The 24,044-nt window shown below is 61.3% G+C and carries 20 protein-coding genes and 3 tRNA genes; 18 read left to right on the top strand and 5 right to left on the bottom strand.

The genetic code is table 11. From position 1 onward, the window contains the following. Positions 1 to 244 precede the first annotated feature (244 nt). From uvrB to ABI660_RS06215, 10 genes are all read left to right on the top strand, one after another. Positions 245 to 2,359 carry an excinuclease ABC subunit UvrB gene (gene uvrB, locus ABI660_RS06170; RefSeq protein WP_348065983.1) on the top strand — a complete coding sequence of 705 codons (2,115 nt, stop codon included), beginning with the start codon at positions 245 to 247 and terminating at the stop codon, positions 2,357 to 2,359. Positions 2,360 to 2,693: 334 nt separating this feature from the next. After that, positions 2,694 to 3,230 carry a Fe-S cluster assembly transcriptional regulator IscR gene (gene iscR / locus ABI660_RS06175; RefSeq protein WP_077595009.1) on the top strand — a complete coding sequence of 179 codons (537 nt, stop codon included), beginning with the start codon at positions 2,694 to 2,696 and terminating at the stop codon, positions 3,228 to 3,230. Between the two features lie 88 nt (positions 3,231 to 3,318). Next, a complete protein-coding gene (locus tag ABI660_RS06180) occupies positions 3,319 to 4,536 on the top strand; it encodes an IscS subfamily cysteine desulfurase (protein ID WP_348065984.1) in 1,218 nt (405 codons plus the stop codon). A gap of 120 nt (positions 4,537 to 4,656) precedes the next feature. After that, positions 4,657 to 5,043 carry a Fe-S cluster assembly scaffold IscU gene (gene iscU, locus ABI660_RS06185; RefSeq protein WP_077595007.1) on the top strand — a complete coding sequence of 129 codons (387 nt, stop codon included), beginning with the start codon at positions 4,657 to 4,659 and terminating at the stop codon, positions 5,041 to 5,043. 21 nt (positions 5,044 to 5,064) lie between these two features. Further along, positions 5,065 to 5,388 carry an iron-sulfur cluster assembly protein IscA gene (iscA, locus tag ABI660_RS06190; RefSeq protein WP_348065986.1) on the top strand — a complete coding sequence of 108 codons (324 nt, stop codon included), beginning with the start codon at positions 5,065 to 5,067 and terminating at the stop codon, positions 5,386 to 5,388. 139 nt (positions 5,389 to 5,527) lie between these two features. Next, on the top strand, positions 5,528 to 6,049 hold the full coding sequence (hscB, locus tag ABI660_RS06195; RefSeq protein WP_348065987.1) for a Fe-S protein assembly co-chaperone HscB: 522 nt from the start codon (positions 5,528 to 5,530) through the stop codon (positions 6,047 to 6,049). Between the two features lie 36 nt (positions 6,050 to 6,085). Beyond that, complete coding sequence (gene hscA / locus ABI660_RS06200) at positions 6,086 to 7,960, top strand: Fe-S protein assembly chaperone HscA (RefSeq protein WP_348065989.1); 1,875 nt, start codon at positions 6,086 to 6,088, stop codon at positions 7,958 to 7,960. Between the two features lie 16 nt (positions 7,961 to 7,976). Continuing rightward, positions 7,977 to 8,315, top strand: coding sequence for an ISC system 2Fe-2S type ferredoxin (gene fdx, locus ABI660_RS06205; protein WP_348065991.1), 339 nt, complete (start codon positions 7,977 to 7,979; stop codon positions 8,313 to 8,315). 63 nt (positions 8,316 to 8,378) lie between these two features. Further along, entirely contained in the window at positions 8,379 to 9,086 is a 708-nt protein-coding gene (dnaQ, locus tag ABI660_RS06210) for a DNA polymerase III subunit epsilon (RefSeq protein WP_348065993.1), read from the top strand. A gap of 33 nt (positions 9,087 to 9,119) precedes the next feature. Further along, positions 9,120 to 9,194, top strand: a tRNA-Val gene (locus ABI660_RS06215). Between the two features lie 65 nt (positions 9,195 to 9,259). Here ABI660_RS06215 and ABI660_RS06220 read toward each other — a convergent pair. Both ABI660_RS06220 and ABI660_RS06225 read right to left on the bottom strand, forming a co-directional pair. Next, positions 9,260 to 9,874 carry a porin family protein gene (locus ABI660_RS06220; protein ID WP_348065995.1) on the bottom strand — a complete coding sequence of 205 codons (615 nt, stop codon included), beginning with the start codon at positions 9,872 to 9,874 and terminating at the stop codon, positions 9,260 to 9,262. A gap of 337 nt (positions 9,875 to 10,211) precedes the next feature. Continuing rightward, on the bottom strand, positions 10,212 to 10,994 hold the full coding sequence (locus ABI660_RS06225) for a 3-hydroxybutyrate dehydrogenase (protein WP_348065997.1): 783 nt from the start codon (positions 10,992 to 10,994) through the stop codon (positions 10,212 to 10,214). Between the two features lie 89 nt (positions 10,995 to 11,083). On the opposite strand from ABI660_RS06225, the gene ABI660_RS06230 reads away from it, so the two are divergent. The 5 genes from ABI660_RS06230 (at position 11,084) to rimO (ending at position 16,661) form a co-directional block, all read left to right on the top strand. Next, the gene (locus ABI660_RS06230; RefSeq protein WP_348065999.1) at positions 11,084 to 11,983 is read left to right on the top strand and encodes an alpha/beta hydrolase; all 900 of its coding nucleotides are present in this window, start codon (positions 11,084 to 11,086) and stop codon (positions 11,981 to 11,983) included. A gap of 26 nt (positions 11,984 to 12,009) precedes the next feature. Continuing rightward, positions 12,010 to 14,277 carry a bifunctional (p)ppGpp synthetase/guanosine-3',5'-bis(diphosphate) 3'-pyrophosphohydrolase gene (locus ABI660_RS06235; RefSeq protein ID WP_348066001.1) on the top strand — a complete coding sequence of 756 codons (2,268 nt, stop codon included), beginning with the start codon at positions 12,010 to 12,012 and terminating at the stop codon, positions 14,275 to 14,277. 75 nt (positions 14,278 to 14,352) lie between these two features. Next, positions 14,353 to 14,429: transfer RNA gene (locus tag ABI660_RS06240), tRNA-Val, on the top strand. A 222-nt stretch (positions 14,430 to 14,651) separates the two neighbouring features. Then, positions 14,652 to 15,188 carry a polyhydroxyalkanoate synthesis repressor PhaR gene (phaR, locus tag ABI660_RS06245; protein ID WP_348066003.1) on the top strand — a complete coding sequence of 179 codons (537 nt, stop codon included), beginning with the start codon at positions 14,652 to 14,654 and terminating at the stop codon, positions 15,186 to 15,188. Positions 15,189 to 15,251: 63 nt separating this feature from the next. After that, the gene (rimO, locus tag ABI660_RS06250) at positions 15,252 to 16,661 is read left to right on the top strand and encodes a 30S ribosomal protein S12 methylthiotransferase RimO (RefSeq protein ID WP_348066005.1); all 1,410 of its coding nucleotides are present in this window, start codon (positions 15,252 to 15,254) and stop codon (positions 16,659 to 16,661) included. Positions 16,662 to 16,770: 109 nt separating this feature from the next. Here rimO and ABI660_RS06255 read toward each other — a convergent pair. Further along, positions 16,771 to 16,855, bottom strand: a tRNA-Leu gene (locus ABI660_RS06255). A 205-nt stretch (positions 16,856 to 17,060) separates the two neighbouring features. Here ABI660_RS06255 and rnr point away from each other — a divergent pair. Further along, positions 17,061 to 19,385 carry a ribonuclease R gene (rnr, locus tag ABI660_RS06260; RefSeq protein ID WP_348066053.1) on the top strand — a complete coding sequence of 775 codons (2,325 nt, stop codon included), beginning with the start codon at positions 17,061 to 17,063 and terminating at the stop codon, positions 19,383 to 19,385. A 37-nt stretch (positions 19,386 to 19,422) separates the two neighbouring features. Then, entirely contained in the window at positions 19,423 to 19,971 is a 549-nt protein-coding gene (locus ABI660_RS06265) for a YggT family protein (protein ID WP_348066007.1), read from the top strand. A gap of 122 nt (positions 19,972 to 20,093) precedes the next feature. On the opposite strand, the gene ABI660_RS06270 is transcribed toward ABI660_RS06265, so the two are convergent. Together ABI660_RS06270 and ABI660_RS06275 are read right to left on the bottom strand one after the other, a co-directional pair. Continuing rightward, positions 20,094 to 21,647 (bottom strand): NAD(P)H-hydrate dehydratase, encoded by a 1,554-nt coding sequence (locus tag ABI660_RS06270; protein WP_348066009.1) that lies wholly within the window; start codon positions 21,645 to 21,647, stop codon positions 20,094 to 20,096. Positions 21,648 to 21,673: 26 nt separating this feature from the next. Next, positions 21,674 to 22,945 (bottom strand): D-amino acid dehydrogenase, encoded by a 1,272-nt coding sequence (locus ABI660_RS06275; RefSeq protein ID WP_348066011.1) that lies wholly within the window; start codon positions 22,943 to 22,945, stop codon positions 21,674 to 21,676. 343 nt (positions 22,946 to 23,288) lie between these two features. Between ABI660_RS06275 and rpsB the strand changes: the two genes are divergently transcribed. Beyond that, the gene (gene rpsB, locus ABI660_RS06280; protein ID WP_348066013.1) at positions 23,289 to 24,041 is read left to right on the top strand and encodes a 30S ribosomal protein S2; all 753 of its coding nucleotides are present in this window, start codon (positions 23,289 to 23,291) and stop codon (positions 24,039 to 24,041) included. The last annotated feature ends 3 nt before the right edge of the window (positions 24,042 to 24,044 follow it).

The raw sequence follows: 24,044 nt of genomic DNA on the forward strand, positions 1-24,044 counted from the left end.
TGGATATTCGGGATGGGTTGCAAGGCGCAAAATCCAAGGCAAGGCTGGTGGCCTTGCCTGATTTTGCAACGCCGCAGACCGCCCGAATATCCGTTTGCCCTTCGGGTTGGGGCGAAATCGGGCGATTTGCCCACCAAATCCCTTGCATGGGCATTCAGCCCATGCTGCGGAATGTTGGCAGGCAACTCATCCCGATTGCGCCCCAACGCGCCCCCTAATTATTGACGGACAAGTTCCAATTTTTATGCCAGAACTGATTGAAGTCATACCCGATTCAACTGCATTGCCCGCCACCGGCGAGTTTGTGCGTTTTCCAGACTCGCCCTTCGAGCTCTTCATGCCTTACCCGCCGGCGGGTGACCAGCCGGTGGCCATTGAACAACTGGTCGAAGGCATCAACGACGGCGAGGTGTTCCAGACCCTGCTGGGCGTGACCGGCTCCGGCAAGACCTTCACCATGGCCAACGTAATTGCCCGGCTGGGCCGGCCGGCGATTGTGTTTGCGCCCAACAAGACGCTGGCGGCGCAGCTGTACAGCGAGTTTCGCGAGTTTTTCCCGAAAAATGCGGTGGAGTATTTCGTCAGCTACTACGACTACTACCAGCCCGAAGCCTACGTACCGCAGCGCGACCTGTTCATCGAAAAAGACTCGGCCATCAATGAACACATCGAGCAGATGCGCCTGTCGGCCACCAAAAGCGTGCTCGAGCGGCGCGACACCATCATCGTCGCGACCGTCAGCGCGATTTACGGCATTGGGGCGCCGGAAGACTACACGCAGATGCGTTTCATCGCGCGCAGCGGCGACAAGATGAACCAGCGCGATGTGATCTCGCGCCTGATCCGCATGCAGTACGCGCGCAATGATCAGGACTTCGCGCGCGGCACCTTCCGCGTGCGCGGCGACGTGATTGATGTGTTTCCGGCGGAGCATTCCGAGCTCGCCATCCGCATCGAGCTGTTCGATGACGAAATTGAGTCTCTGCAACTGTTCGACCCGCTGACCGGACGCATCCGCCAAAAAGTGCCGCGTTTCGTGGTTTATCCCAAGAGCCACTACGTCACGCCGCGTGACAAGGTCATGGCGGCAGTGGAAACCATCAAGCTCGAGTTGTCCGAGCGGGTGGCCCAGTTCGTCGCCGACGGCAAGCTGGTGGAGGCGCAGCGCATCGAGCAGCGCACACGCTTTGACCTGGAAATGCTCAGCGAAATCGGCCATTGCAAGGGCATCGAGAACTACACGCGCCACCTGAGCGGTGCGCCGCCGGGATCGCCACCCTCGACGCTGTGCGACTACCTGCCGAAAGACGCGATCATGTTCCTGGACGAGAGCCACGTCATGATCGGCCAGCTCAACGCCATGTACAACGGCGACCGCGCGCGCAAGACCACGCTGGTGGAGTACGGCTTTCGCCTGCCCAGCGCGCTGGACAACCGGCCGTTGAAGTTCGAGGAGTTCGAGTCCAAGATGCGCCAGGCGATTTTTGTGTCGGCTACGCCGGCCAACTATGAGCAACAGCATGCAGGCAAGGTGGTGGAGCAGGTGGTGCGGCCCACCGGACTGGTCGATCCCGAAGTCGAAGTGCGGCCGGCCACGCACCAGGTGGACGATGTGCTGCAGGAAATCCGCATTCGCGTGGACAAGAACGAGCGGGTGCTGATCACCACGCTGACCAAACGCATGGCCGAGCAACTGACCGACTACCTGACCGACAACGGCGTCAAGGTGCGTTACCTGCACAGCGATGTGGATACTGTGGAGCGGGTGGAAATCCTGCGCGACTTGCGGCTTGGCAGCTTCGATGTGCTGGTAGGCATCAACCTGCTGCGCGAAGGGCTGGACATTCCCGAGGTCAGCCTGGTCGCCATCCTGGACGCCGATAAGGAAGGCTTTTTGCGCGCCGAGCGCAGCTTGATCCAGACGATTGGCCGGGCGGCCCGAAACCTCAACGGCCGCGCCATCCTGTATGCCGACCGCATCACCGAATCGATGAAAAAGGCCATGGGCGAGACGGAACGCCGCCGCAACAAGCAGATTGCGTTCAATCTGGCTCATGACATCACGCCGCGCAGCATCGTCAAGCGCATCAAGGACCTGATCGACGGCGTTTACAGTGAAAAATCAGGCAAGGAAGCTGAAAAACTCGAGATCCAGAAAGCCCTGGTCGAGGACATGAGCGAAAAAGACATCGCGCGGGAAATCAAGCGGCTCGAAAAACTGATGATCGAACATGCCAAAAACCTGGAATTTGAGAAAGCTGCCAAAGTGCGGGACCAGTTGCATGTCCTCAAACAACAAGCTTTTGGAGCCCCTGGCGTGGACAATGTGCCGCTTTCCAGCGGTCCCGCAAGCCCTTGAAAACCTGACTTGAGGTCTGAGGGCGGCTCGATTTTCCCGTGTCAAGCCCCCCAGCAAGGGAACGTAGTCATGCAGGACGGGTCCAAAAAACGACACCGGACCAAGGTTCTGCTCGCCCCCGCCTCTGCAACCAGTCGTCCTGGAGGCTGGAGCGCCGAGTGAAGCGAAGCTCCCTGTGTTATACTTGACGAAAACAGTCAAGAACAGAAAAAACAACAGAAACCCTGTGCCAGCAAGGCCGATTGGCGGGGTGGGTGGGAAAAGTTCCTTGTAGTCCTAAGTACTATAAGGTGAGCCAAACGACAGTCAAGCCAACTTTTTAAGGAGCTTGAAAATGCGCCTCACAACCAAAGGCCGCTTTGCGGTCACCGCGATGATTGACTTGGCCCTGCGCCAGAACAATGGCCCCGTGACCTTGGCGGCCATCAGCCAGCGCCAGCAAATTTCGCTGTCCTATCTGGAGCAGCTTTTCGGTAAATTGCGTCGCCACGAACTCGTGGAGTCCACGCGCGGCCCCGGCGGCGGTTACACGCTGGGCCGCAAGGCTGCCGAAATCACTGTGGCCGACATTATTGTGTCGGTGGACGAGCCGATTGACTCTACCCAGTGTGGTGGCAAGGAAAACTGTCTCGGTGACGGTGGCCGTTGCATGACGCACGAGCTGTGGGCTTCGCTGAACAGCCGGATGGTGGAGTTTCTTGATTCCGTGACCTTACAGAAACTGGTCGATGACCAACTGGCCAAGGGCGTGGTCGTTGAAAACACCCCCATGGTGAAGAAAGCCATCTTCACGGCGCCAGTGGCCAAGCCGATGCGTGTCAACGCGCCCAATTCGGTGTTTGCCTTGGGCAACGCGTTCTCGAAGTCCTGAGCGGATTTGGGTTTGATGGGCGTGATCGCCTTGAACTGCCATCCTTTTTTGATGCTGCAAGCCAGCCGTGAATTGAAAAGCTAGCCACATGGAAACTCCCCACTTCCCCATTTATATGGATTACAGCGCCACGAACCCGTGTGACCCACGGGTGGTGGACGCGATGATTCCCTGGTTGCGCGAGCATTTCGGCAACCCCGCATCGCGCAGTCACGCTTGGGGCTGGGAAGCAGAAGCCGCCGTGGAAAAAGCACGTGAGCAGGTAGCCGAGCTGATTGGTGCCGACCCGCGCGAGATCGTCTGGACCAGCGGTGCGACCGAATCCAACAACCTGGCGCTCAAAGGTGCGGCGCATTTCTACAAGTCCAAGGGCAAACACCTCATCACGGTCAAAACCGAACATAAGGCCGTGCTCGACACCTGCCGCGAGCTGGAGCGCCAGGGGTTCGATGTGACTTACCTCGACGTACAGGCCGATGGCCTGCTTGACCTGGAGGTGCTGAAGGCAGCGATCCGTCCCGACACCATCATTGTCAGCGTTATGTTTGTCAACAACGAGATCGGCGTTGTTCAGGACATCCCCGCGATTGGCGCGCTGTGCCGCGAAAAAGGCATTATTTTCCACGTCGATGCGGCGCAGGCGACTGGCCGTGTGGACGTTGATCTTTCGACTTTGCCGGTGGATCTGATGAGCCTGACCTCGCACAAGACCTACGGCCCCAAGGGCATTGGTGCCCTGTATGTGCGGCGCAAGCCACGTGTACGGCTCGAAGCGCAAATGCACGGTGGCGGCCATGAGCGCGGCATGCGTTCGGGAACCCTGCCGACGCACCAGATTGTGGGCATGGGCGAGGCTTACCGCATCGCCAAAGCCGAGATGCATGAGGAAAACAAGCGCATCCGTGCCCTGCACGAACGCATGCTGGCCGGTCTGAAGGATGTGGAAGAGGTTTTCCTCAACGGCCATGCCGAAAAACGCGTGCCGCACAACCTCAACATGAGTTTCAACTTTGTCGAGGGCGAGTCCTTGATCATGGGCATCAAGGGTTTGGCGGTGTCCAGTGGATCGGCCTGCACTTCGGCCAGCCTGGAGCCCAGCTATGTGCTGCGTGCCCTGGGCCGCAGCGACGAACTGGCGCACAGCAGCCTGCGCATGACGATTGGCCGCTGGAGCACCGAAGAAGAAATCGATTACGCGGTGGCGACGATCAAGGAAAACGTGGCCAAGCTGCGCGACCTGTCGCCACTCTGGGAAATGTTCAAGGATGGCGTGGACCTGTCCACCATCCAGTGGGCGGCCCATTGAATGGAACACCCCCGAAGCAGCTTGCGCTGCCTCCCCCTCAAAGGGGCGACATCTGTGGCCCGGCAAAGCCGGTTCCACGCTGTCACTGGAAAAGAAGTGAATTGACGAAAGGAATTGATCATGGCTTATTCTGAAAAAGTGGTAGACCACTACGAAAACCCCCGCAACGTTGGTTCGTTTGAAAAGGGCGACGACACGGTAGGCACCGGCATGGTCGGTGCACCGGCCTGCGGCGACGTGATGAAGCTGCAGATCAAGGTCAATCCGCTGACGGGCGTGATTGAAGACGCACGCTTCAAGACCTATGGCTGTGGCTCGGCGATTGCATCAAGCTCGCTCGTGACCGAATGGGTCAAAGGCAAGACCCTGGACGAAGCGGCAAGCATCAAGAACAGCGCCATTGCCGAAGAGCTGGCCCTGCCTCCGGTGAAAATCCATTGCTCCATCCTGGCCGAAGACGCCATCAAGGCAGCCGTCAGCGACTACAAGCTCAAGCACACCCACTAACTTTTCACTGACCCGCGAATCATGTCCGTCACCCTCACCGACGCCGCAGCACGGCACGTCACCCGTTACATGGCCAAACGCGGCAAGGGTGTGGGCGTTCGCCTGGGCGTCAGGACCACCGGCTGCTCCGGCCTGGCTTACAAGCTTGAATATGCCGACGAAATCGCGCCTGAAGACGTGATCTTTGAAGACAACGGCGTGAAGGTGCTGGTGGACCCGAAAAGCATGGCCTACATCGATGGGACCAAACTCGACTTTGTGCGTGAGGGGCTTAATGAAGGGTTCAAGTTCATTAATCCCAATGAGCGCGACCGCTGCGGGTGCGGCGAATCTTTTCGGGTGTGAAGCTACTGCGCAGGCGTGATCGAGGCGCGGGCAGTGCTCGCAATCCTCACGTACCCAAAGTACGCTCCGGTTGCTCCGCGCTGGCCGCACCTCGCTGACGCCCGCTCGCTACGCTTCCCATCCCGAAAACGGGCTTTTCGTGACAAGTCTCCAATCCAACGATTTCGAACTCTTTGACGTGCCTGTGCGGTTTGCGCAGGAGAGCGCCGCGCTCGACGCGCGCTGGAAAGAGTTGCAGCGTGAAGCGCATCCTGACAAGTTTGCGGCGCAGGGTGCAGCGGCGCAGCGCCTGGCCATGCAATGGTCGGTGCGCATCAATGAGGCTTACCAGCGGCTGAAGAACCCACTCAAGCGCGCCATGTATCTGTGTGAGCTGCATGGCGCGCCCATCGAGGCCGAGAGCAACACCGCCATGCCGCCGGATTTCCTGGTCCAGCAGATGCAGTGGCGCGAGGCACTGGAAGAGGCGGAAGGCCTCGAAAGCCTGGAAGAAATTGCCGCCGAGGCCAATGAGAGCACACGCATACAGCTATCAAAAATAGAGCAATCGCTGGACCGCGAGAAAAATTTTCCAGCAGCCGCGCAGCAGGTGAGAAGCCTTATGTTTATTGAGCGCTTTGGCAGCGAGATTGATGCCCGCATCGACTCGCTGGGACAATAAGCTCTCACAGATCTTTTCGCGCTACCCAGAATATTCATGGCACTACTGCAAATTTCCGAACCCGGCCAGACGCCTGACCCGCACCAACGGCGTAGTGCGATTGGCATCGACCTGGGTACAACCCATTCGCTGGTGGCCAGCGTGCGTAACGGCGTGGCCGAATGCCTGTCCGATGCACAGGGCCGTGTGTTGCTACCCAGCGTGGTGCGTTATCTGCTGGACGAAAGCGGCGGCATCAGCCGCCAGGTCGGTTTTGACGCGCAAGCCGCGCAGGTGCAGGATCCGCAAAACACCATCGCTTCGGTCAAGCGCCTGATGGGCCGCGGCATCCAAGACATCGGCAGCCGTGCGCAACTGCCTTACGAACTGATCGACAAACCCGGCATGGTGACGCTGCAAACCGTGGCTGGCGAGAAAAGTCCGGTTGAAATCAGTGCCGAGATTCTGGCCACGCTGCGCTATCGGGCGGAAGACACCTTTGACGACGAGATCTATGGCGCGGTCATCACGGTGCCGGCGTATTTTGACGACGCCCAGCGCCAGGCCACCAAGGACGCGGCTCAGCTGGCCGGGCTCAAGGTGCTGCGCCTGATCAACGAACCGACTGCCGCAGCCATTGCCTATGGCCTGGACAATGCCAGCGAGGGGATTTATGCGATTTATGACCTGGGTGGTGGCACGTTCGATATTTCCATCCTGCGCCTGACGCAGGGTGTGTTTGAGGTTGTGGCCACCGGCGGAGACTCGGCACTGGGTGGCGACGATTACGACCGCGCTTTGGTCGATTGGGTGCTGGCCAAGGCAGGGCTGGCGGCCGACACGCTCACGCCCGGCGACAAAGCCGCCTTGCTGCAGGCCGCCCGCGCCTGCAAGGAAGCTTTGTCCGCTACAAATTCAGTAGCATTCTCCGCCCGTCTGGCAAGGGCTAACCTGCAATTTGACATGAAGGCCGCAGACTTTGAAGCCGCCACGGCCGGTCTGACGCAGCGCACCCTGACGGCCGCCCGCAAGGCCTTGCGCGATGCCGGGCTGGGCAAGGACGAGGTTCAGGGCGTGGTCCTGGTAGGTGGGTCCACACGCATGCCGCAGGTGCGCCGCGCGGTGGCTGGCCTGTTTGGCCGGGAACCTCTGATTAATTTGAACCCGGATGAAGTGGTGGCGCTGGGTGCTGCCATTTCAGCCAACCAGTTGGCAGGCAACAGTACCGGTGGCGACCTGCTGCTGCTGGACGTGATTCCGCTGTCTCTGGGTATTGAAACCATGGGTGGGCTGGTCGAGCGCATTGTGCCGCGCAACCAGACCATCCCAACGGCGATGGCGCAGGATTTCACCACCTACCAGGACGGCCAGACCGCCCTGGCGCTGCACGTGGTGCAGGGCGAGCGCGACCTGGTAGCTGACTGCCGCAGCCTGGCGCGGTTCGAGCTGCGCGGCATTCCGCCCATGGCTGCCGGCGCCGCGCGCATCCGCGTGACTTTTACTGTGGACGCCGACGGCCTGCTCAGTGTGAGCGCAAAAGAGCAGGGCAGTGGCGTGGAGGCAAACATCGATGTGAAACCTTCCTATGGCCTGTCCGACGATGAAATCGCCCGCATGCTGCAGGAAAGCTTTTCGACGGCCCAGCAGGACATGCAGGCGCGGGCGCTGGCTGAGGCGCAGGTGGACGCCGACCGCATGCTACTGGCGACGCGCAGCGCGCTGGATGCCGATGCCGATTTGCTGGCATCCGCCGAGAAGATGGAGATCGACCGGTTGATGGCGGAACTGGCAGCCATCCGCCAGCAGGGCGACGTCGCACAAATCGAGGCTGCCATCAAGGCCCTGGCGGCAGGGACCGAAAACTTTGCTGCGCAACGCATGAACCGCGGCATCCGCCTGGCCCTGGCCGGCAAAAACATAGCGACCGTCTGAAAGCGCGGAATTCACCATGCCCATCATCAAAATACTGCCTCATCCCGAATACTGCCCGAACGGCGCCGAGGTGTCAGCATCGGCTGGCACGTCCATCTGCGAGGCACTGCTCGACAACAAGATCAACATCGAACACGCGTGTGACATGAGTTGCGCCTGCACTACCTGCCACGTCATCGTGCGCGAGGGAATGAAGTCGCTCAACGAGGTCGATGAAAACGAGGAAGACCTGCTGGACCGTGCCTGGGGCCTGGAGCCCAACTCGCGCCTCAGCTGCCAGGCTATCCTCGCGCAGGCCGACGTGACCGTCGAGATTCCCAAGTACTCCATCAATCATGCCAAGGAAGTCCATTGAGGATTTGCCGCTCCAGCACCTGAACGGGAACGACAGGAAACTATTGATCCCTACAATCAGGCCATGCGCCAAATTGTTCTAGACACTGAAACCACCGGCCTGTCCGCTGAAAACGGCGACCGCATCATCGAAATCGGCTGCGTCGAGCTGATCGGACGCAAGCTCACCGGCAACAACCGGCATTTCTACCTGAACCCGGAGCGCGAGAGCCACGAGGACGCGCTCAAGGTACACGGCATCAGCAATGAGTTCCTGCAGGACAAGCCCAAATTTCCGGCCATTGCCGACGAATTGCTGGCCTACCTGGAGGGTGCCGAAGTCATCATCCACAACGCGCCTTTTGACATCAGTTTCCTGAACAAGGAACTCGAACTGATGGGGCGTGGCCCTGTCGGGCATTGTGTGGCCAAGGTCACCGACAGCCTAATGATGGCCAAGGAAATGTTTCCCGGCAAACGCAACTCGCTCGATGCGCTGTGTGACCGCCTTGAGGTCGACAATTCCGGGCGCACCCTGCACGGCGCGCTACTGGATGCCGAATTGCTCGCCGATGTCTACATCAACCTGACGCGCGGACAGAACTCGCTGGTGATGGAGGTGGGTGGCAGTGCACAGGAAGGTGGCTCCGTCGTGTTGATCGACCTGAGCGGATTCGATTTGCCGCTGCTGCTGGCCAACGATCAGGAGATCGCTGCGCATGAAAGCCTGCTGGCTGACATTGATAAAAGCAGCAAAGGCAAAACTGTGTGGCGCGCGCTGGCCAGCGCATGAGAAAAGCCCTTATAATCTGAGGCTGACCAAACAGGGCGGTTAGCTCAGGGGTAGAGCACTGCATTCACACTGCAGGGGTCGCAAGTTCGAAACTTGCACCGCCCACCAAAATCAAACCCCAAGCCAGTAACTGGCTTGGGGTTTTTCTTTGCCGCGGCGGTTTGAATGGTCGCTCAGAATCTATATTTCAAACCGATGGTGGTCGCATGGACGGGCTCCCGTCCGGCGCCTGCAAACTTCATCTCATGGCGTTCCCATTGCAACACGGCTGACCAGTTCTGGGCGAAGTCGAAGTTCAGGCCTGCACCCACGGAGAGCCCGAAACCGTCCTCCTTGCCAGCGGGGATGCCCGAGCCCGGCGTGGCGGAAACCTTGGTGCTGCCATAGGTCGTGCCCACCTTGCCGAACAGGCCGACTCTTTCGCTCAGGGGAAGCTTGCCGATGACGCTGAGGTTGATGCCTCGTGCTTCCGTGGTGCCGCCTCCGCGCGCGATATCGCCCATGTCGATGTAGCCGAGTTCCAGCCCGAAATTGTTGTTCAGCATGCTGCCGCCGTAAATGCTGTAGGCATCGTCCTTGTCCCCACAGCTGAACAACCCGGTGCCGCAGCCCTGGCGGTAGTTGGACTGCCCGGCACTGAAGCCGATGTAGCCGCCGGCAGGGGCATACCAGGACCCACTGCCGGAGCCGGAGGAGGTGCTGGTGGTTTGTGCCTGAGCGGAGATGCCCAAGGCCATGGCTGCTGCGCCTAGCGCCAGGCCTGGGAGGATACGTCTGAATTTTTTCACAATGACTCCTTGTCTGAAAAATGAAACCTGTTCCCTTCGTGGGGGGACAGGCACAGCTAACAAGCAAGGGTCAATCTAGGTCGGCGTCCACGACCAATGTGTCGGAAGCGCATGAAGGCACGTGTAGGACAAAAGAAAGCTGCCCGGGGACCGGGACCGGTGTTCTGTCCGGATGCGCGCAGCGTTGTGTCTCGCGACGGAAGTCGGAGCATCTGCTATAAAAATCGCAGCTTGCTACGCCCGTGGTTACTGGGCTGGAGGTATTTTCTGCTTGAATTTCGGGGAAGGCTGAATATAAAACCCCATGCGGCCGGCAATCCGCGGAGACACGGAAAACTTATTGGGCCGCCCAGCCGCCGTCCATGTTCCAGGCCACGCCGCGCACATTGTTGCCGGCGGGTGAGCAGAAAAACACAGCCAGCGCGCCCAGCTCTTCGGGGGTGGTGAACTGCATCGACGGCTCTTTTTCGCCGAGCAACTGCTGTTTGGCCTGCTCGTTGGAGATGCTGCCTGCTGCGGCTTTTGCATCGACCTGTTTCTGCACCAGCGGCGTCAGCACCCAGCCTGGGCAGATGGCGTTGCAGGTCACCCCGGTGGTGGCATTCTCAAGGGCTGTGACTTTGGTCAGGCCCACGATGCCGTGTTTGGCAGCCACATAGGCGGATTTTTCGGCTGATCCGACCAAGCCGTGGACCGAGGCGACGTTGATGATGCGACCCCAGCCCTTGCCGCCGTTGGCGGCCTGCATGGCGGGCAGGGCCAGCCGCGTGGCGTGGAAGGCGCTGCTCAGGTTGATGGCGATAACGGCGTCCCAGCGCTCCACCGGGAAGTTTTCGATTTTTGCCACATGCTGGATGCCCGCGTTGTTCACCAGAATATCGACCTGCCCGAAGCGTGCGGCGGCAAAACCCATCATCGCTTCAATCTCTGCGGGCTTGCTCATGTCTGCGCCGTGATACGCCACTTTCACGCCCAGCGCCGCAATTTCCGCCTGGGGTCCTTCGGCATCGCCGAAACCGTTGAGCACGATGTTGGCGCCCTGGGCAGCCAGCGCCTTGGCGATACCCAGGCCAATACCGCTGGTGGAACCGGTCACGAGTGCAGTTTTACCTTTGAGCATGAAGTTTTCTCCGGATGATTTACGATGCCATGAAACGCTGAAAAGCGGCTTGAACAATTATCAAGCCTGCCAACCCGATTCCATCCGCCATGACTGAACCTACGCTGAACTACGTATCCTGCCCCGATGCTTCGGGAGGCCATCGCATGGCTTACTGGGAATGGGGCGATCCGGCCAATCCGCACGTGGTGTTGTGTGTCCATGGCCTGTCGCGCCAGGGGCGTGATTTCGATGTGCTGGCGGAGTACCTGTGCGACGAGGTCCGGGTCATCTGTCCCGATGTGGTGGGGCGCGGTCAGAGTGACTGGCTGCAGGACCCCATGGGTTACCAGATTCCGCAATATGCTGCTGACATGATGGCCTTGCTGACTCATGTGCACGACCAATCACCGATTGCGACCCTGGATTGGGTCGGCACAAGCATGGGCGGGCTGATCGGTGTGGCGATTGCCGGCCAGCCCGAGCTGCCCCTGCCTGTGCCTGTCAATAAACTGGTTCTCAACGATGTGGGGCCGGCCATTGAATGGCTGGCCATCACGCGCATTGCCGCCTATCTTGGGAAGGCCGGACACTTTGGTTCGGTGCAGGAGGCCGCTGACGCGATGTGGGCCATCTCGACCAGTTTTGGCCCGCACACGCCCGAGCAGTGGCTGGCGTTGTCGCGCCATATGGTCAAGCCCGTGCCTGGAGCAGTTGACGGCAGCGTGATGCTGCACTACGACCCCGCGATTGCGGTGCCGGTGCGGGCCACGACCGAGGAGTCGGCCAGGCAGGGCGAAGCCGTGCTTTGGCAACTTTTTGACAACATTAAGGCGCCGACGCTGGTCTTGCGCGGCGCACAATCGGATCTGCTCAGCCATGCCACGGCGCTGGCCATGACGCAACGTGGCCCCCGGGCACGCCTGGTGGAGTTTGAAGGGGTCGGGCATGCACCGACCCTGATCGCCATGGACCAGGTCAGCACCGTGGGCGACTTTCTTCTCGTCTGAAAATTTTTCCTGAAAAACTGCTTGTGATGAAACATGTCGGGGCCGGGCCAGGTGCCTCGCCCAAACCGTCGTTGACTCCCTTTCCCAATGCGTCCATCGTGACGGCTACGGCAGACAGCTTGCCGGACCAGCCGCATGCGCTGGTCCGGGCCCGGGCTTTTGCCGAGCCGCTGATTGCCAGCGAAACCCTGGACACCGGTGAAAACATCTTGGCCCATGCGGACGCGGTCGCAGCCATCCTCCGGGCCATTGGCGGATCGGAAGCCATGCAGGCCGCCACCTACCTGGTTCACGCCTGTGCGCACCTGAACAAGCCGCAGGAGGTGATTGCCAAGGCGTTTGGCGCCAATTTCGCTGCGCTGGCTATGGAGACCACCAAGCTGGTCAATGTGCAGAAGCAGGCCCGCACCGCCGAGACCAGGGCGCAACTGGAAGACCCGGCTGTGCAGACCGAAAACGTTCGCAAGATGCTGCTGGCGTTTTCGCGCGACTTGCGGGTCGTCATGTTGCGCCTTGCATCGCGCCTGCAGACGCTGCGTCACTTTGCGGCGATCCGGCAACCGTGCCCGTTGACCGTGGCGAGGGAATCCCTCCATGTTTTTGCGCCCCTGGCCAACCGGCTCGGCATCTGGCAGATCAAGTGGGAAATGGAAGATCTGGCCTTCCGTTTCCTGGAGCCGGACACCTACAAAAGCATTGCCCGCCTGCTCGATGAAAAACGCGCCGAGCGCGAGGTTTTCATGGAAGCGTTGCGCGCCCAGCTGGAACGCGATTTGAATAGCAACGGCATCGCCGCGCTGGTGCAGGGGCGGCCCAAGCACATCTACAGCATCGTCAAGAAGATGCGCGGCAAGGGCCTCGATTTTGAACAGGTGTTCGACATCCGCGCGCTGCGCGTGATTGCCGCAGACGTCAAGGGCTGCTACGCGGCGCTGGGTTTTGTGCATTCGAATTTCACACCGGTGGAAGGTGAGTTCGACGACTACATTGCCAAGCCCAAATCCAACGGCTACCAGTCCCTGCATACGGTGGTGCGGGACACCCAGCAGCGTGCGGTCGAGATCCAGATCCGCACGCAGGCCATGCACGACCATGCCGAACATGGCGTGGCCGCTCACTGGGCCTACAAGGAAGCTGGCGCCAAGGGCTACAGCGGTGTGTCGGCGAGCAGCGAGTACGACGCAAAGATTGCCGTACTGCGGCAGTTGCTAGCCTGGGAGCGCGACCTGTCGGGGCCGGTGTCGGCCAAGGCGCGCGAAGCCAACCAGGGCCTGTTCGAAGACCGCATCTACGTCCTGACGCCCGATGCTGCCGTGGTTGAATTACCGCAAGGCGCGACGGCGCTCGACTTTGCCTACAGCGTGCACACTAGCCTGGGCCATCGCTGCCGCGGCGCACGCATCGACGGTGCCATGGTGCCGCTGAACACGCCGCTGCAGAACGGGCAGACCGTGGAGGTTGTCACCACGAAGGAGGGCGGCCCCTCGCGCGACTGGCTCAATCCCGAGCTGGGCTTCCTGGCCAGCCACCGCGCCAGGTCGAAAGTGCGTGCCTGGTTCAACGCGCAGGCCATGGCTCAGACAGTGGCGCGCGGGCGCGAGGCGGTGGAAAAACTGCTGCAGCGCGAAGGCAAGACCGCGATGAAGCTCGAGGATGTGGCGACCCAGCTGGGCTTCAAGAGCGCCGAAGATCTGTTCGAGGTGGTGGGCAAGGACGAGCTGTCATTGCGCACGATTGAAAACATGCTCAAGCCGCCCGAGCCGCCGCCCACACAGGATGACTACGTGCTGGCGAAAAAGCCGCGGCATGACAAGGCCGGGGAGCGCGGACGCAAGGGCGGGGTGCTGGTGGTGGGCATCGACTCCCTGCTCACACAGCTGGCCAAATGCTGCAAGCCCGCACCGCCCGATGCCATTCTTGGCTTTGTCACCAAGGGCAAGGGGGTGAGCATCCACCGCAGCGACTGCAGCAACTTCAGGAACATGGCCAGCGGCAGCCCCGACCGGGTGATCGAAGTCGAGTGGAGCCGGCCCAAGAGCAGCGACGGCTCGGTTTACCCGGTGGACGTGGCCGTGGAAGCGGCTGACCGACAGGGCCTGCTGCGCGATATTTCAGAAGTGTTTGCGCGGGAAAAAATGAACGTCATTGGCGTGCAGACCACCTCGGTCAAAGACAACCGCGGCGGCACCGCGTGGATGACGTTCACCGTGGAGGTGGCCGACTCGGGGCGGCTCAACCAGGTGCTGGCCATTGTTGCCGAGGTCGGCGGCGTGCGTTCCGCGCGGCGGCGGTGATGGCCTGAAAAAATACAGCGCCCCGGGCAAAAGACAGGATTTGCCCTGCTACAATGACGAGGTCGAACAGTCCTTAGGCGCGTAGCTCAGCTGGTTAGAGCACCACCTTGACATGGTGGGGGTCGTTGGTTCGAGTCCAATCGCGCCTACCAATTTCCTGAAGTTGTTTTCCCGTTCACTGGGCCCTCCGGTGCACACAGGGTAAACCAAGGGGATTGTGAGCATGCATACTTCCTAGAATGTCAGCAAGTCTTGTGCATCGGTACAGGCAGTCATTCACAGGAGTTCGTGCAGTGCCCAAAAGCAAGCCCAACAGTCAGTCCAGGAGCCGGTCAGCTGACGAGGCATCGCCTGCCGGCGACACGCCGGGAAAAATGTCAGGCACCAAAGGCGGCAATGGCAAGGCGGCATCGCCGCGTGTCATCAAGAAGTACCCGAATCGCCGTCTCTATGACACCGACACCTCGGCCTACATCACCCTGACCGAAATCAAAAACCTCGTCATGGACAGCGCTGATTTTGTGGTGCGGGATGCCAAAACCAATGAAGACCTGACGCGCAGCATCTTGCTGCAGATCATCCTGGAAGAAGAAGCCGGTGGCGCGCCCATGTTCACCGAGGCCGTGCTGGCCAACATCATCCGTTTCTATGGCAATGCGATGCAGGGCTTCATGGGCAGTTACCTCGAGAAAAACATCCAGTCGTTCATGGACCTGCAGGTCAAGATGACAGAGCAGTCCAAGGGCCTGACGCCGGAGGCGTGGGCGCAATTGGTCAATGCCCAGTCGCCAGCCATGCAGGGCATGATGGGCAGTTATGTGGAGCAGTCGAAAACCGTGTTTACGCAGATGCAGGAACAGATGCAGAAACAAAGCGAGCAGATGCTGGCGGCGCTGGGTCTGAAGCGCTGACCATATCCGGGCCTTTCGGGCCCTGCCTGTCGGTTGCGGGCCGGCTCTGAGACAATAGAGGGCATGAGCCAAGCCCTTGCCAATCCTCCATCTACCGCGCTGAACACGGCGCCCCGCGTCGGTTTTGTCAGCCTCGGCTGTCCCAAGGCCCTGACTGACTCCGAACTGATCCTCACACAGCTCAGCGCCGAGGGCTACCAGACCTCCAAAACCTTTGAGGGCGCCGACCTGGTGATCGTCAACACCTGCGGCTTCATTGACGACGCCGTTCAGGAAAGCCTGGACACCATTGGCGAAGCGTTGGCTGAAAACGGCCGGGTCATCGTGACCGGTTGCCTGGGGGCGAAGACAGGCGAGGGCGGTGCCAACCTGGTACGTCAAATGCATCCCAGCGTGCTGGCTGTGACTGGCCCGCATGCCACGCAGGAGGTGATGGACGCGGTGCATCTGAACCTGCCCAAGCCGCACGACCCGTTTGTGGACCTGGTGCCCAATGCGTTTGGCATCGCCGGCATCAAGCTCACGCCGCGGCATTATGCCTACCTGAAGATCAGTGAAGGCTGCAACCACCGCTGCACCTTCTGCATCATCCCGTCGATGCGCGGCGACCTGGTGTCGCGACCGATAGGCGATGTGCTCAATGAGGCGCGCGCGCTATTCGAGGGCGGTGTGCGCGAGCTCCTGGTCATCAGCCAGGACACGTCGGCCTATGGTGTGGATGTGAAATACCGTACCGGCTTTTGGGATGGGAAACCGGTCAAGACCCGCATGCTGGAACTCGTCCAGGCACTGGGCGAGATTGCCGAGCCCTATGGTGCCTGGGTGCGCTTGCATTACGTGTACCCGTACCCGAGTGTGGACGAGATCCTGCCGCTGATGGCCACCGGCAAGGTGTTGCCTTATCTGGACGTGCCACTACAGCACAGCCATCCCGATGTGCTCAAGCGCATGAAACGGCCGGCCAGCGGCGAGAAAAATCTGGAGCGCATTGCGCGCTGGCGCGAGATTTGCCCCGAAATCGTGATCCGTAGCACCTTCATTGCAGGCTTTCCCGGCGAGACCGAAGGCGAATTCGAGCACCTGCTGGACTTCATGCGTGAAGCACAGATTGACCGGGCCGGCTGCTTTGCCTACAGCGCAGTAGCAGGCGCCACGGCCAACGACATTCCCGGCATGCTGCCGCTGGAACTTCGCGAAGAGCGCCGCGCGCGCTTCATGGCGGTGGCCGAAGCCGTGTCTGCCGGCAAGTTGCAGCAGCGCGTGGGATCGACCATGCAAGTGCTGGTCGATTCAGCTCCCGGCATGGGGAAAAAAGGCGGAGTGGGACGAAGCTATGCCGATGCGCCCGAGATTGACGGCGTTGTGAAATTGTTGCCGCCCGAGAAGATCAGCAAGACGCTGAAGGTCGGTGAATTTACCAAGGCGCGGATCGTCGGCACGCAGGGCCACGATCTGGTGGCGGTGCCGGTCTGAGCGTTGCGGACAAGGCTGCAAAGGGTGCCGAATAAGCACCCGAAAAGCAAAAAGGCCACTGGGTTGACAGTGGCCTTCGCTTTGCCAGCATTTGCTGGTTGGATGTATCTGGTGCCCGGGAGAGAACTCGAATCTCCACATCTTGCGATACACGGACCTGAACCGTGCGCGTCTACCAATTCCGCCACCCGGGCACAGCCAGCAGTGTACCATTACAGAATCGATTTTCTGGACCGGGCACCAAAAAATTTCAGTCATGGCGCGAGCTCTATGGCGCATGACGCCCCGCCATTTTTTTTGCCGCGCAAGGTAAAAACAGGCATGGTGAATTTCTCGCGGGCAGCCTGCCAGCGCCAGAATTCCTTACACAATTAACCATCTCAAAAAGAGAGATCACTTATCAAAACAACTACACACAGCAGCGGCCAGGGCGCCGGACTGCTTGCCGAATTTGAAGGCACTGTTTCCGGCCACCGCGACGGCCATGGCTTTGTGCAGCGTGATGACGGCGAAGCCGACATCTACCTGCCGCCCAACGAAATGCGCGCCGTGCTGCACAAGGACCGCGTCAAGGCGCGCATCGTGCGGCATGACCGGAAGAATCGCCCCGAAGGCCGGGTTACCGAGATCATCGAGCGTTCGGCCAACCCCATCATCGGCCGCCTGCTGCAGGAAAGCGGAGTCTGGCTGGTAGCGCCTGAAGACAAGCGTTATGGTCAAGACGTGCTCGTTCCCAAGGGCGCCACCGGCGCGGCCAAACCCGGGCAGATCGTGGTGGTCGAACTCACCGAACCGCCGGCTTTGTTCGGCCAGCCGGTCGGGCGCGTCAAGGAGGTGCTCGGCGAAATCGACGACCCGGGCATGGAGATCGAAATAGCCGTGCGCAAATACGGTGTGCCGCATGAGTTCAGCGAGGGCGCGCTGGCGTTGGCCCGCACCTTGCCCGACGCGGTGCGCCCCGCCGACAAGAAGCACCGGATCGATCTGACCGACGTTCCACTTGTCACCATCGACGGTGAGGATGCGCGCGACTTTGACGATGCGGTTTATTGCGAGCCGGCCAAGGTCGGCCGTGGCAAGGGCTGGCGCCTGCTGGTCGCGATTGCCGACGTCAGCCATTACGTGGAAACCGGCAGTGCAATCGATGTTGACGCCTATGACCGGGCCACCAGCGTTTATTTCCCGCGCCGCGTGATTCCCATGCTGCCCGAAAAGCTGTCCAACGGCCTGTGCTCGCTGAACCCGAATGTCGAACGCCTGTGCATGGTGTGCGACATGCTGGTCAACGCCAAGGGCGAGGTCCACGCTTACCAGTTTTACCCGGCGGTGATGTTCAGCCACGCGCGATTTACTTACACCGAAGTGGCTGCCATCCTGGCCAACACGCGCGGTCCGGAAGCTGCCCAGCGCAGGGCGCTGGTGCCGCATTTGCTGGACCTGCATGATGTTTACCAGGCGTTGCTCAAGGAGCGCGGTGTGCGCGGCGCGGTGGACTTTGAAACCACCGAGACGCAGATCGTCTGTGACGAAGCCGGACGCATCGAAAAAATCGTGCCGCGCACGCGCAACGTCGCTCATAGGTTGATTGAGGAGTCCATGCTCGCGGCCAATGTCTGTTCGGCTGACTACATCTCTCAGAGCAAACATGTAGGCCTGTTCCGCGTGCACGAAGGCCCGACGCCCGAGAAAAAGGACATGTTGCGGAATTACCTGAAGGCGATTGGCCTGGGCATGAGCATCAGTGACGACCCGACACCGGGTGAGTTCCAGAAAATTGCCGTGGCGACCAAGGACCGGCAGGATGCGCAGCAGATCCACTCCATGCTGCTGCGCTCCATGCAGCAGGCCATCTACACGCCGATGAACAGCGGCCATTTCGGCCTGGCCTACGAGGCCTACACGCACTTCACCAGCCCGATCCGGCGTTACCCCGATCTGCTGGTGCACCGCGTGATCAAAGCGATCCTGAACAGGAGCAAATACGAGTTGCCCTTGTTGCCGACACCCGGCGAGGCCGAAGCCAAACTGTCCAAGCGCCTGGCATCGCGGGTGAAAGACCCCGATCAGAAGCCCAAGAAGGCCAGCGCCGACCAGTTGGCCTGGATGGCCGCCGGCCTGCATTGCAGTGCCAATGAAAGGCGCGCTGACGAGGCCAGCCGCGATGTGGAAGCGTGGCTCAAGTGCAAGTACATGCGCGAACATCTGGGCGAGGAGTTCGGCGGCGTGGTTACAGCTGCCACCAGCTTCGGCATTTTTGTCACGCTCGATGCAATGTATGTTGAAGGGCTGGTGCACATCACCGAGCTGGGCGGCGAGTACTTCCGCTTTGACGAGGCACGCCAGGAGTTGCGTGGTGAGCGCACGGGCATTCGTTACGCCATCGGCACCCGCGTGCGTGTGCAGGTCAGCCGGGTTGACCTCGACGGCCGCAAGATTGACTTCCGCCTGGTACGCGAAGGCGAAGAGCTGCTCAACCGCGCCATGAAGGACAAGGCCGGCGGGCGCAGCGCCGACCTGCCCGACCAGGAGCGTTCACCTGCGCGAAAAACCGGTGAGCCGCGCGGGGACGAACGCAGTGGCAGGCGGGCCGGCAAAGGTGCCGAGCAGCGTTCCAGCGCGCGTAGCGGCGGTGCGATCAAGTCGCCCATCCAGGCGCTCAAGGCGGCCGTGAAGAAGTCGGCTGCCGGCGCAGGGCGCAAGCAGAGCAAGAAGCCCAGGCGTTGACGTCGGTGGCACCCTCAAAAACCGGGACTGAAAAGACATGCTGATCCGCATCCTGTCCTTCCTGCTGGAAACCCTGTTCTTCGTGCTGATCGGGGGCGCGCTGGTGCGTGCCTGGATGAACCGCTTGCGCATCAACATGAGCGCACAGCCAGGTTACTTTGTGATGGCCGTAACCGACTGGCTGGTCAAACCCCTGCGGCGTGCCTTGCCCAAGACGCTGGCGCAATCGCGCGTGGACTGGGCCAGCCTGTTGGCGGCGCTGTTGCTGGCGCTGGTATTTGCCCTGGTCTGGGCGACCCTTTTTGGCGCCTTGCTGAACTTGACCGCGGCCATGTTGCCGGCGCTGCTGCTGGTTGCTCTCAAGATGCTGGTGCGTGTGGCGCTGCAATTGGCTTTTGTCGTGGTGCTGGTGTACGCCATTATTTCCTGGCTGCAGCCGGGTTCGCCCATGTACGGCCTGTTGGGCCGGCTGGCCGAGCCCTTGCTGGCGCCGCTGCGCCGCGTGATCCCGGCGGTCGGCGGGGTGGACCTGTCAGCGCTGGTGTTGCTGCTTTTGCTGCAGATCGGCCTGATGGTTCTGGGTTAGTGTCCTGCCCCCGCAAATAAGGCGATATGAAATCGTCCAGTCAGCCGGCATGCGGCGTTGCTCGTCGTTGCCATAGCTACGGCTATGTCCTCGCGCCTTGCCTGACGACTGACTGGACAATTTCATTTCATCACCTTATTTACGGGACAGGACACTAGCAGGGAAGCGGTCAATGCCTGTCCCGGGTGGCTGGCCGGCCAGTCGTCGGCCAGCTGGCCATGCTGGAAAACGGCGCTGCACGCAGCGTCAAAGGCGCTATGGCCGCCGGCCAGCAGTGCACCGATCATGCCCGCCAGCACATCGCCGGTGCCCGCCGTGGCCAGGCGCGCATTGCCGGTGGGGTTGATGGCTGAAACTTCGCCGGGGGCGGCGATCACCGTGCCCGAGCCCTTGAGCACCACCACACAACCGAATGTCTCAGCCAGTTGTTGCGCGGCCGCCAGGCGGTCGGCCTGCACACTGGCCACACTGCTGCCCAGCAGGCGCGCGGCTTCCAGCGGGTGCGGCGTCAGCACCGTTCGGTAAGTCCGGCCCTGACGCGCCTGGAGTAAGGTTTGCAACTGCGTGTCACGGGCGATAGCATTGAGCGCGTCGGCGTCCAGCACGGCGGATGGGGCGCCCGAGAGCAGCCGGGGCAGAACGCCTGCTACCGCCTCGCCGCCGCCACAGCCGCAAACGATTACCTGGGTTTTCAGGTCCAGCGCGGCCGGGCTGCGAAACATCAACTCGGGCTGCTGCGGATCCACCGTGATGGCGGCCTGGCCGAGCAGGGCCACGAACACCCGGCCGGCGCCCGTATGCAGGGCGGCACGCCCGGCCAGCAGGGCTGCGCCGCTCATGTGCGTTGCGCCGTCCGTGCCGGATTGCCCGCCGACGACGGCAACATCTCCAAAGCGGCCTTTGTGGCTGGTGTGTGCTGCCGAGGCCCGGCCATGGTTGCCGGCGCGGTCCTGGCCAAGCAACCATGCATCGGGCGACATAGCGGGCGCGGATGCGACGCCAAGCGTGTCCCACCAGACTTGTTCGGCCAGGTCGCGACCGGCGGCGGTGAACAGGCCTGGCTTCAGCGTCAGGAATGTCAAGGTAAATCGGCTTCCAGCCCTTTGCAGACGGGTGCTGATAGCTATCGATTCAGGAGCGAGGTCTGCTCCCGTACCGGCGTCCAGTCCGCTCGGAATGTCCAGCGCCAGAACGGGTTGGCTGGTGGTCCGCAGCAAAGCCAGCCACTGGCCGAGCACATCAGCCTGACCTGCGGCGTGGGCCGGGCGGGGTACAGCGCCTATGCCGAGCAGGGCGTCTATCGCGAAGTCAAAATCGGGAGGCGGTGCTTTGGCAAAGGGAACGCCGGCTGCACGCGCCCGCACCAGCGAGGCCAGCGCATCGGCCGGTACTTTGGCCTCGTTTCGCGCACCCAGCCAGGTCACGGTCACGGTTTTCCCCCACTGGTGCAGATGCATGGCCGCTTCGAGGCCGTCGCCACCGTTATTCCCCGGCCCGCAGGCGATCCAAATGTGCTGCGCGTGCGGTGCCAGCGCCAGGCTCAGGCGGGCACTTGCCAGCCCGGCGCGCTGCATCAGCGTGTGTGGTGCAAGCCCGGTCGCCGCCTGCTGCTCCAGCAGGCGCGTCACCGCCAAGCCATGGAGCGGCAGGCTGAGGGCGCTGGAGACGGTTTGCATGGGCTGATTGTGGGCGCTTCAGGTGTTTAAACGCTTGATGCCTTGAGCCGGCTCAGGTCCAGCCCTTCCATGGCTATCTCCGGCGTTTTGCCGGCCACCAGATCAGCCACGGCCCGCGCGCTGCCGCAGCTGAGCGCCCAGCCGCTGGAACCATGGCCGAGGTTGAGCCACAGGCCAGGCAGGCCGCTGGCGCCGAGTATGGGCGGGCCGTCCGCCAGCATGGGCCGGGCGCCTTTCCATTCCTGCACGTGGGCGGCCGGGTTGGATGTGTGAGCGGCTCCTGGAAACCAGTCCTGCAGCACCTTGTACAGCGTCTGGAGGGATGCGGCGCGCTTTTTGTCCGGCGCACCGCCGATCTCGGCGCTGCCGGCCACACGCACGCGGTTGCCCATGCGCGAAATGGCGACCTTGTAGCGCTCGTCCATCAGCGCACTGCGCGGCGCATTCAGCGGCTCGCGGATGGGGGCGCTCACGGAGTAGCCATACACCGCCACCATCGGAATTTTGATGCCCAGGGGCCTGAGCAACGATGCCGAGGCCAGCCCGGCGCACAGGACCACAGCATCGAAGCTCCGCGGTGTGGTTTCGCCTGCTATTAAAAATGTAGCCGGTTGTGCCCGGTCCATATGGGCCAAGGGTGTATTGAACTCGAATTTCACGCCCAGACGCTGGGCTTCGGCCTTGAGCAGCAGCGCGAACTGGCGGCAATTGGCCACTTCGTCGTCAGGCAGGTGGATGGCGCCCAGAAGGGCGGTGTCCGGATTCAGGGCGGGTTCTATCCGGCGCGCCTCGTCCGAGCCGATTTGACGGAAAGCCACGCCAGCCTCACGCAGCACCTGCAGACCGGGTTCGATCAGCTGGGCATCCTGCTCGGCGCGCAGCAGCACCATGTAACCCGGACTGCGGTCGTACTCCAGCTCCTGGTCGGCGGTGAGTTGGTGGAGGCGGGCACGGCTGTAAAAAGCCAGGCGCTGCATGCGGGACCGGTTGGCCAGGTAGGTTTCCAGCTTGCAGGCGCGCCACCACTTCCACATCCAGGCCAGCTCGTTGCCGGACAGGGGCAGGCTGAGCCTGACCGGTGCGTGGCGGCTCAGCAAATGGCTGAACACCTTGCCCGGCATACCCGGCGCAGCCCAGGGCGTGACATAACCGGGAGCCACCACCCCGGCATTGGCAAAACTGCTTTCTTCGGCGGCTGCGCCGCGGCGCTCGAACACTGTGACCTCGTGGCCGTCCTGGGCAAGCTCCCAGGCGGTGGTGATGCCGATGATGCCGGCGCCGATAACCGCAACTCTCATGGGGTGACCCGCCATGGGCCAGGGAGAGAAGCGAAGAAGGGGTAAATCATGGGTGGATGGTCAGTTTGGTCTGCAGCCCTTGCCGGACAGGCGCGGGCAGCTATCATTTTTATATCGGACGTAAAGCTGCCAAGGTGATGCGAATGCTGCCTGCCAGGGTACGACGGTCTCCGGCAGGGGGCGGCAGACTGGCAGGGATGTTATACTCTGTGGGTTGTGCGAAAGGCAATTCGGCCACCGCGCAATAAATCGCAAATCAGCCATTCAAGGTGTTGCCCGCGAAACTTTTTCAAGGTTTGCAGGCGATAAGCGCTGATTTTAGACACAACCTTTGGAGTTATTTATGTCAATTAGCATGCGTGAAATGCTGGAAGCCGGCGTCCATTTCGGTCACCAAACCCGCTTCTGGAATCCCAAGATGGCCCCGTATATCTTCGGCCATCGCAACCGTATCCACATCATCAACCTCGAAAAATCGCTGCCGATGTTCGAGGACGCGATGAAGTTCGCCAAGCAGCTTTCCGCCAACCGCGGCACCATCCTGATGGTGGGCACCAAGCGCCAGGCCCGCGAACTGGTCGCCACCGAAGCGCGCCGCGCCGGTGTGCCCTTTGTTGACCAGCGCTGGCTGGGCGGCATGCTGACCAACTTCAAGACGGTCAAAACCTCGATCAAGCGCCTCAAGGAAATGAAGGCCCAGCAGGAAGTCGGCCTCGACACCCTGAGCAAGAAAGAGCAGCTCACGTTCAAGCGCGAAATGGAAAAGCTGGAAAAAGACATCGGCGGCATCCAGGACATGAATGCCCTGCCTGACGCAATTTTTGTGATCGACGTGGGTTTCCACAAGATCGCCATCCTCGAAGCCAAGAAGCTGGGCATCCCGCTGATCGGTGTGGTTGACTCCAACCATTCACCCATCGGCATTGACTATGTCATTCCCGGCAACGACGACTCGTCCAAGGCTGTGGCGCTGTACGCCCGCGGCATTGCTGACGCGATCATCGAAGGCCGTGCCAATGCGGTCAACGACGTTGTGAAGATGGTCTCGGCCGAGAGCGGCGACGAATTCGTCGAAGTGGAAAACGCTGCAGCCTGATCG

Source organism: Polaromonas sp. (genome assembly GCF_039930745.1).
Classification (GTDB): Bacteria; Pseudomonadota; Gammaproteobacteria; order Burkholderiales; family Burkholderiaceae_C; genus Polaromonas.

Excerpts from the sequence above, each read along its gene's own strand:
- uvrB (WP_348065983.1), top strand. The coding sequence starts at position 245 with ATGCCAGAACTGATTGAAGTCATACCCGATTCAACTGCATTGCCCGCC.
- iscR (WP_077595009.1), top strand. The coding sequence starts at position 2,694 with ATGCGCCTCACAACCAAAGGCCGCTTTGCGGTCACCGCGATGATTGAC.
- ABI660_RS06180 (WP_348065984.1), top strand. The coding sequence starts at position 3,319 with ATGGAAACTCCCCACTTCCCCATTTATATGGATTACAGCGCCACGAAC.
- iscU (WP_077595007.1), top strand. The coding sequence starts at position 4,657 with ATGGCTTATTCTGAAAAAGTGGTAGACCACTACGAAAACCCCCGCAAC.
- iscA (WP_348065986.1), top strand. The coding sequence starts at position 5,065 with ATGTCCGTCACCCTCACCGACGCCGCAGCACGGCACGTCACCCGTTAC.
- hscA (WP_348065989.1), top strand. The coding sequence starts at position 6,086 with ATGGCACTACTGCAAATTTCCGAACCCGGCCAGACGCCTGACCCGCAC.
- fdx (WP_348065991.1), top strand. The coding sequence starts at position 7,977 with ATGCCCATCATCAAAATACTGCCTCATCCCGAATACTGCCCGAACGGC.
- dnaQ (WP_348065993.1), top strand. The coding sequence starts at position 8,379 with ATGCGCCAAATTGTTCTAGACACTGAAACCACCGGCCTGTCCGCTGAA.
- ABI660_RS06225 (WP_348065997.1), bottom strand. The coding sequence starts at position 10,994 with ATGCTCAAAGGTAAAACTGCACTCGTGACCGGTTCCACCAGCGGTATT.
- ABI660_RS06230 (WP_348065999.1), top strand. The coding sequence starts at position 11,084 with ATGACTGAACCTACGCTGAACTACGTATCCTGCCCCGATGCTTCGGGA.
- ABI660_RS06235 (WP_348066001.1), top strand. The coding sequence starts at position 12,010 with ATGAAACATGTCGGGGCCGGGCCAGGTGCCTCGCCCAAACCGTCGTTG.
- phaR (WP_348066003.1), top strand. The coding sequence starts at position 14,652 with ATGTCAGGCACCAAAGGCGGCAATGGCAAGGCGGCATCGCCGCGTGTC.
- rimO (WP_348066005.1), top strand. The coding sequence starts at position 15,252 with ATGAGCCAAGCCCTTGCCAATCCTCCATCTACCGCGCTGAACACGGCG.
- ABI660_RS06265 (WP_348066007.1), top strand. The coding sequence starts at position 19,423 with ATGCTGATCCGCATCCTGTCCTTCCTGCTGGAAACCCTGTTCTTCGTG.
- ABI660_RS06270 (WP_348066009.1), bottom strand. The coding sequence starts at position 21,647 with ATGCAAACCGTCTCCAGCGCCCTCAGCCTGCCGCTCCATGGCTTGGCG.
- ABI660_RS06275 (WP_348066011.1), bottom strand. The coding sequence starts at position 22,945 with ATGAGAGTTGCGGTTATCGGCGCCGGCATCATCGGCATCACCACCGCC.
- rpsB (WP_348066013.1), top strand. The coding sequence starts at position 23,289 with ATGTCAATTAGCATGCGTGAAATGCTGGAAGCCGGCGTCCATTTCGGT.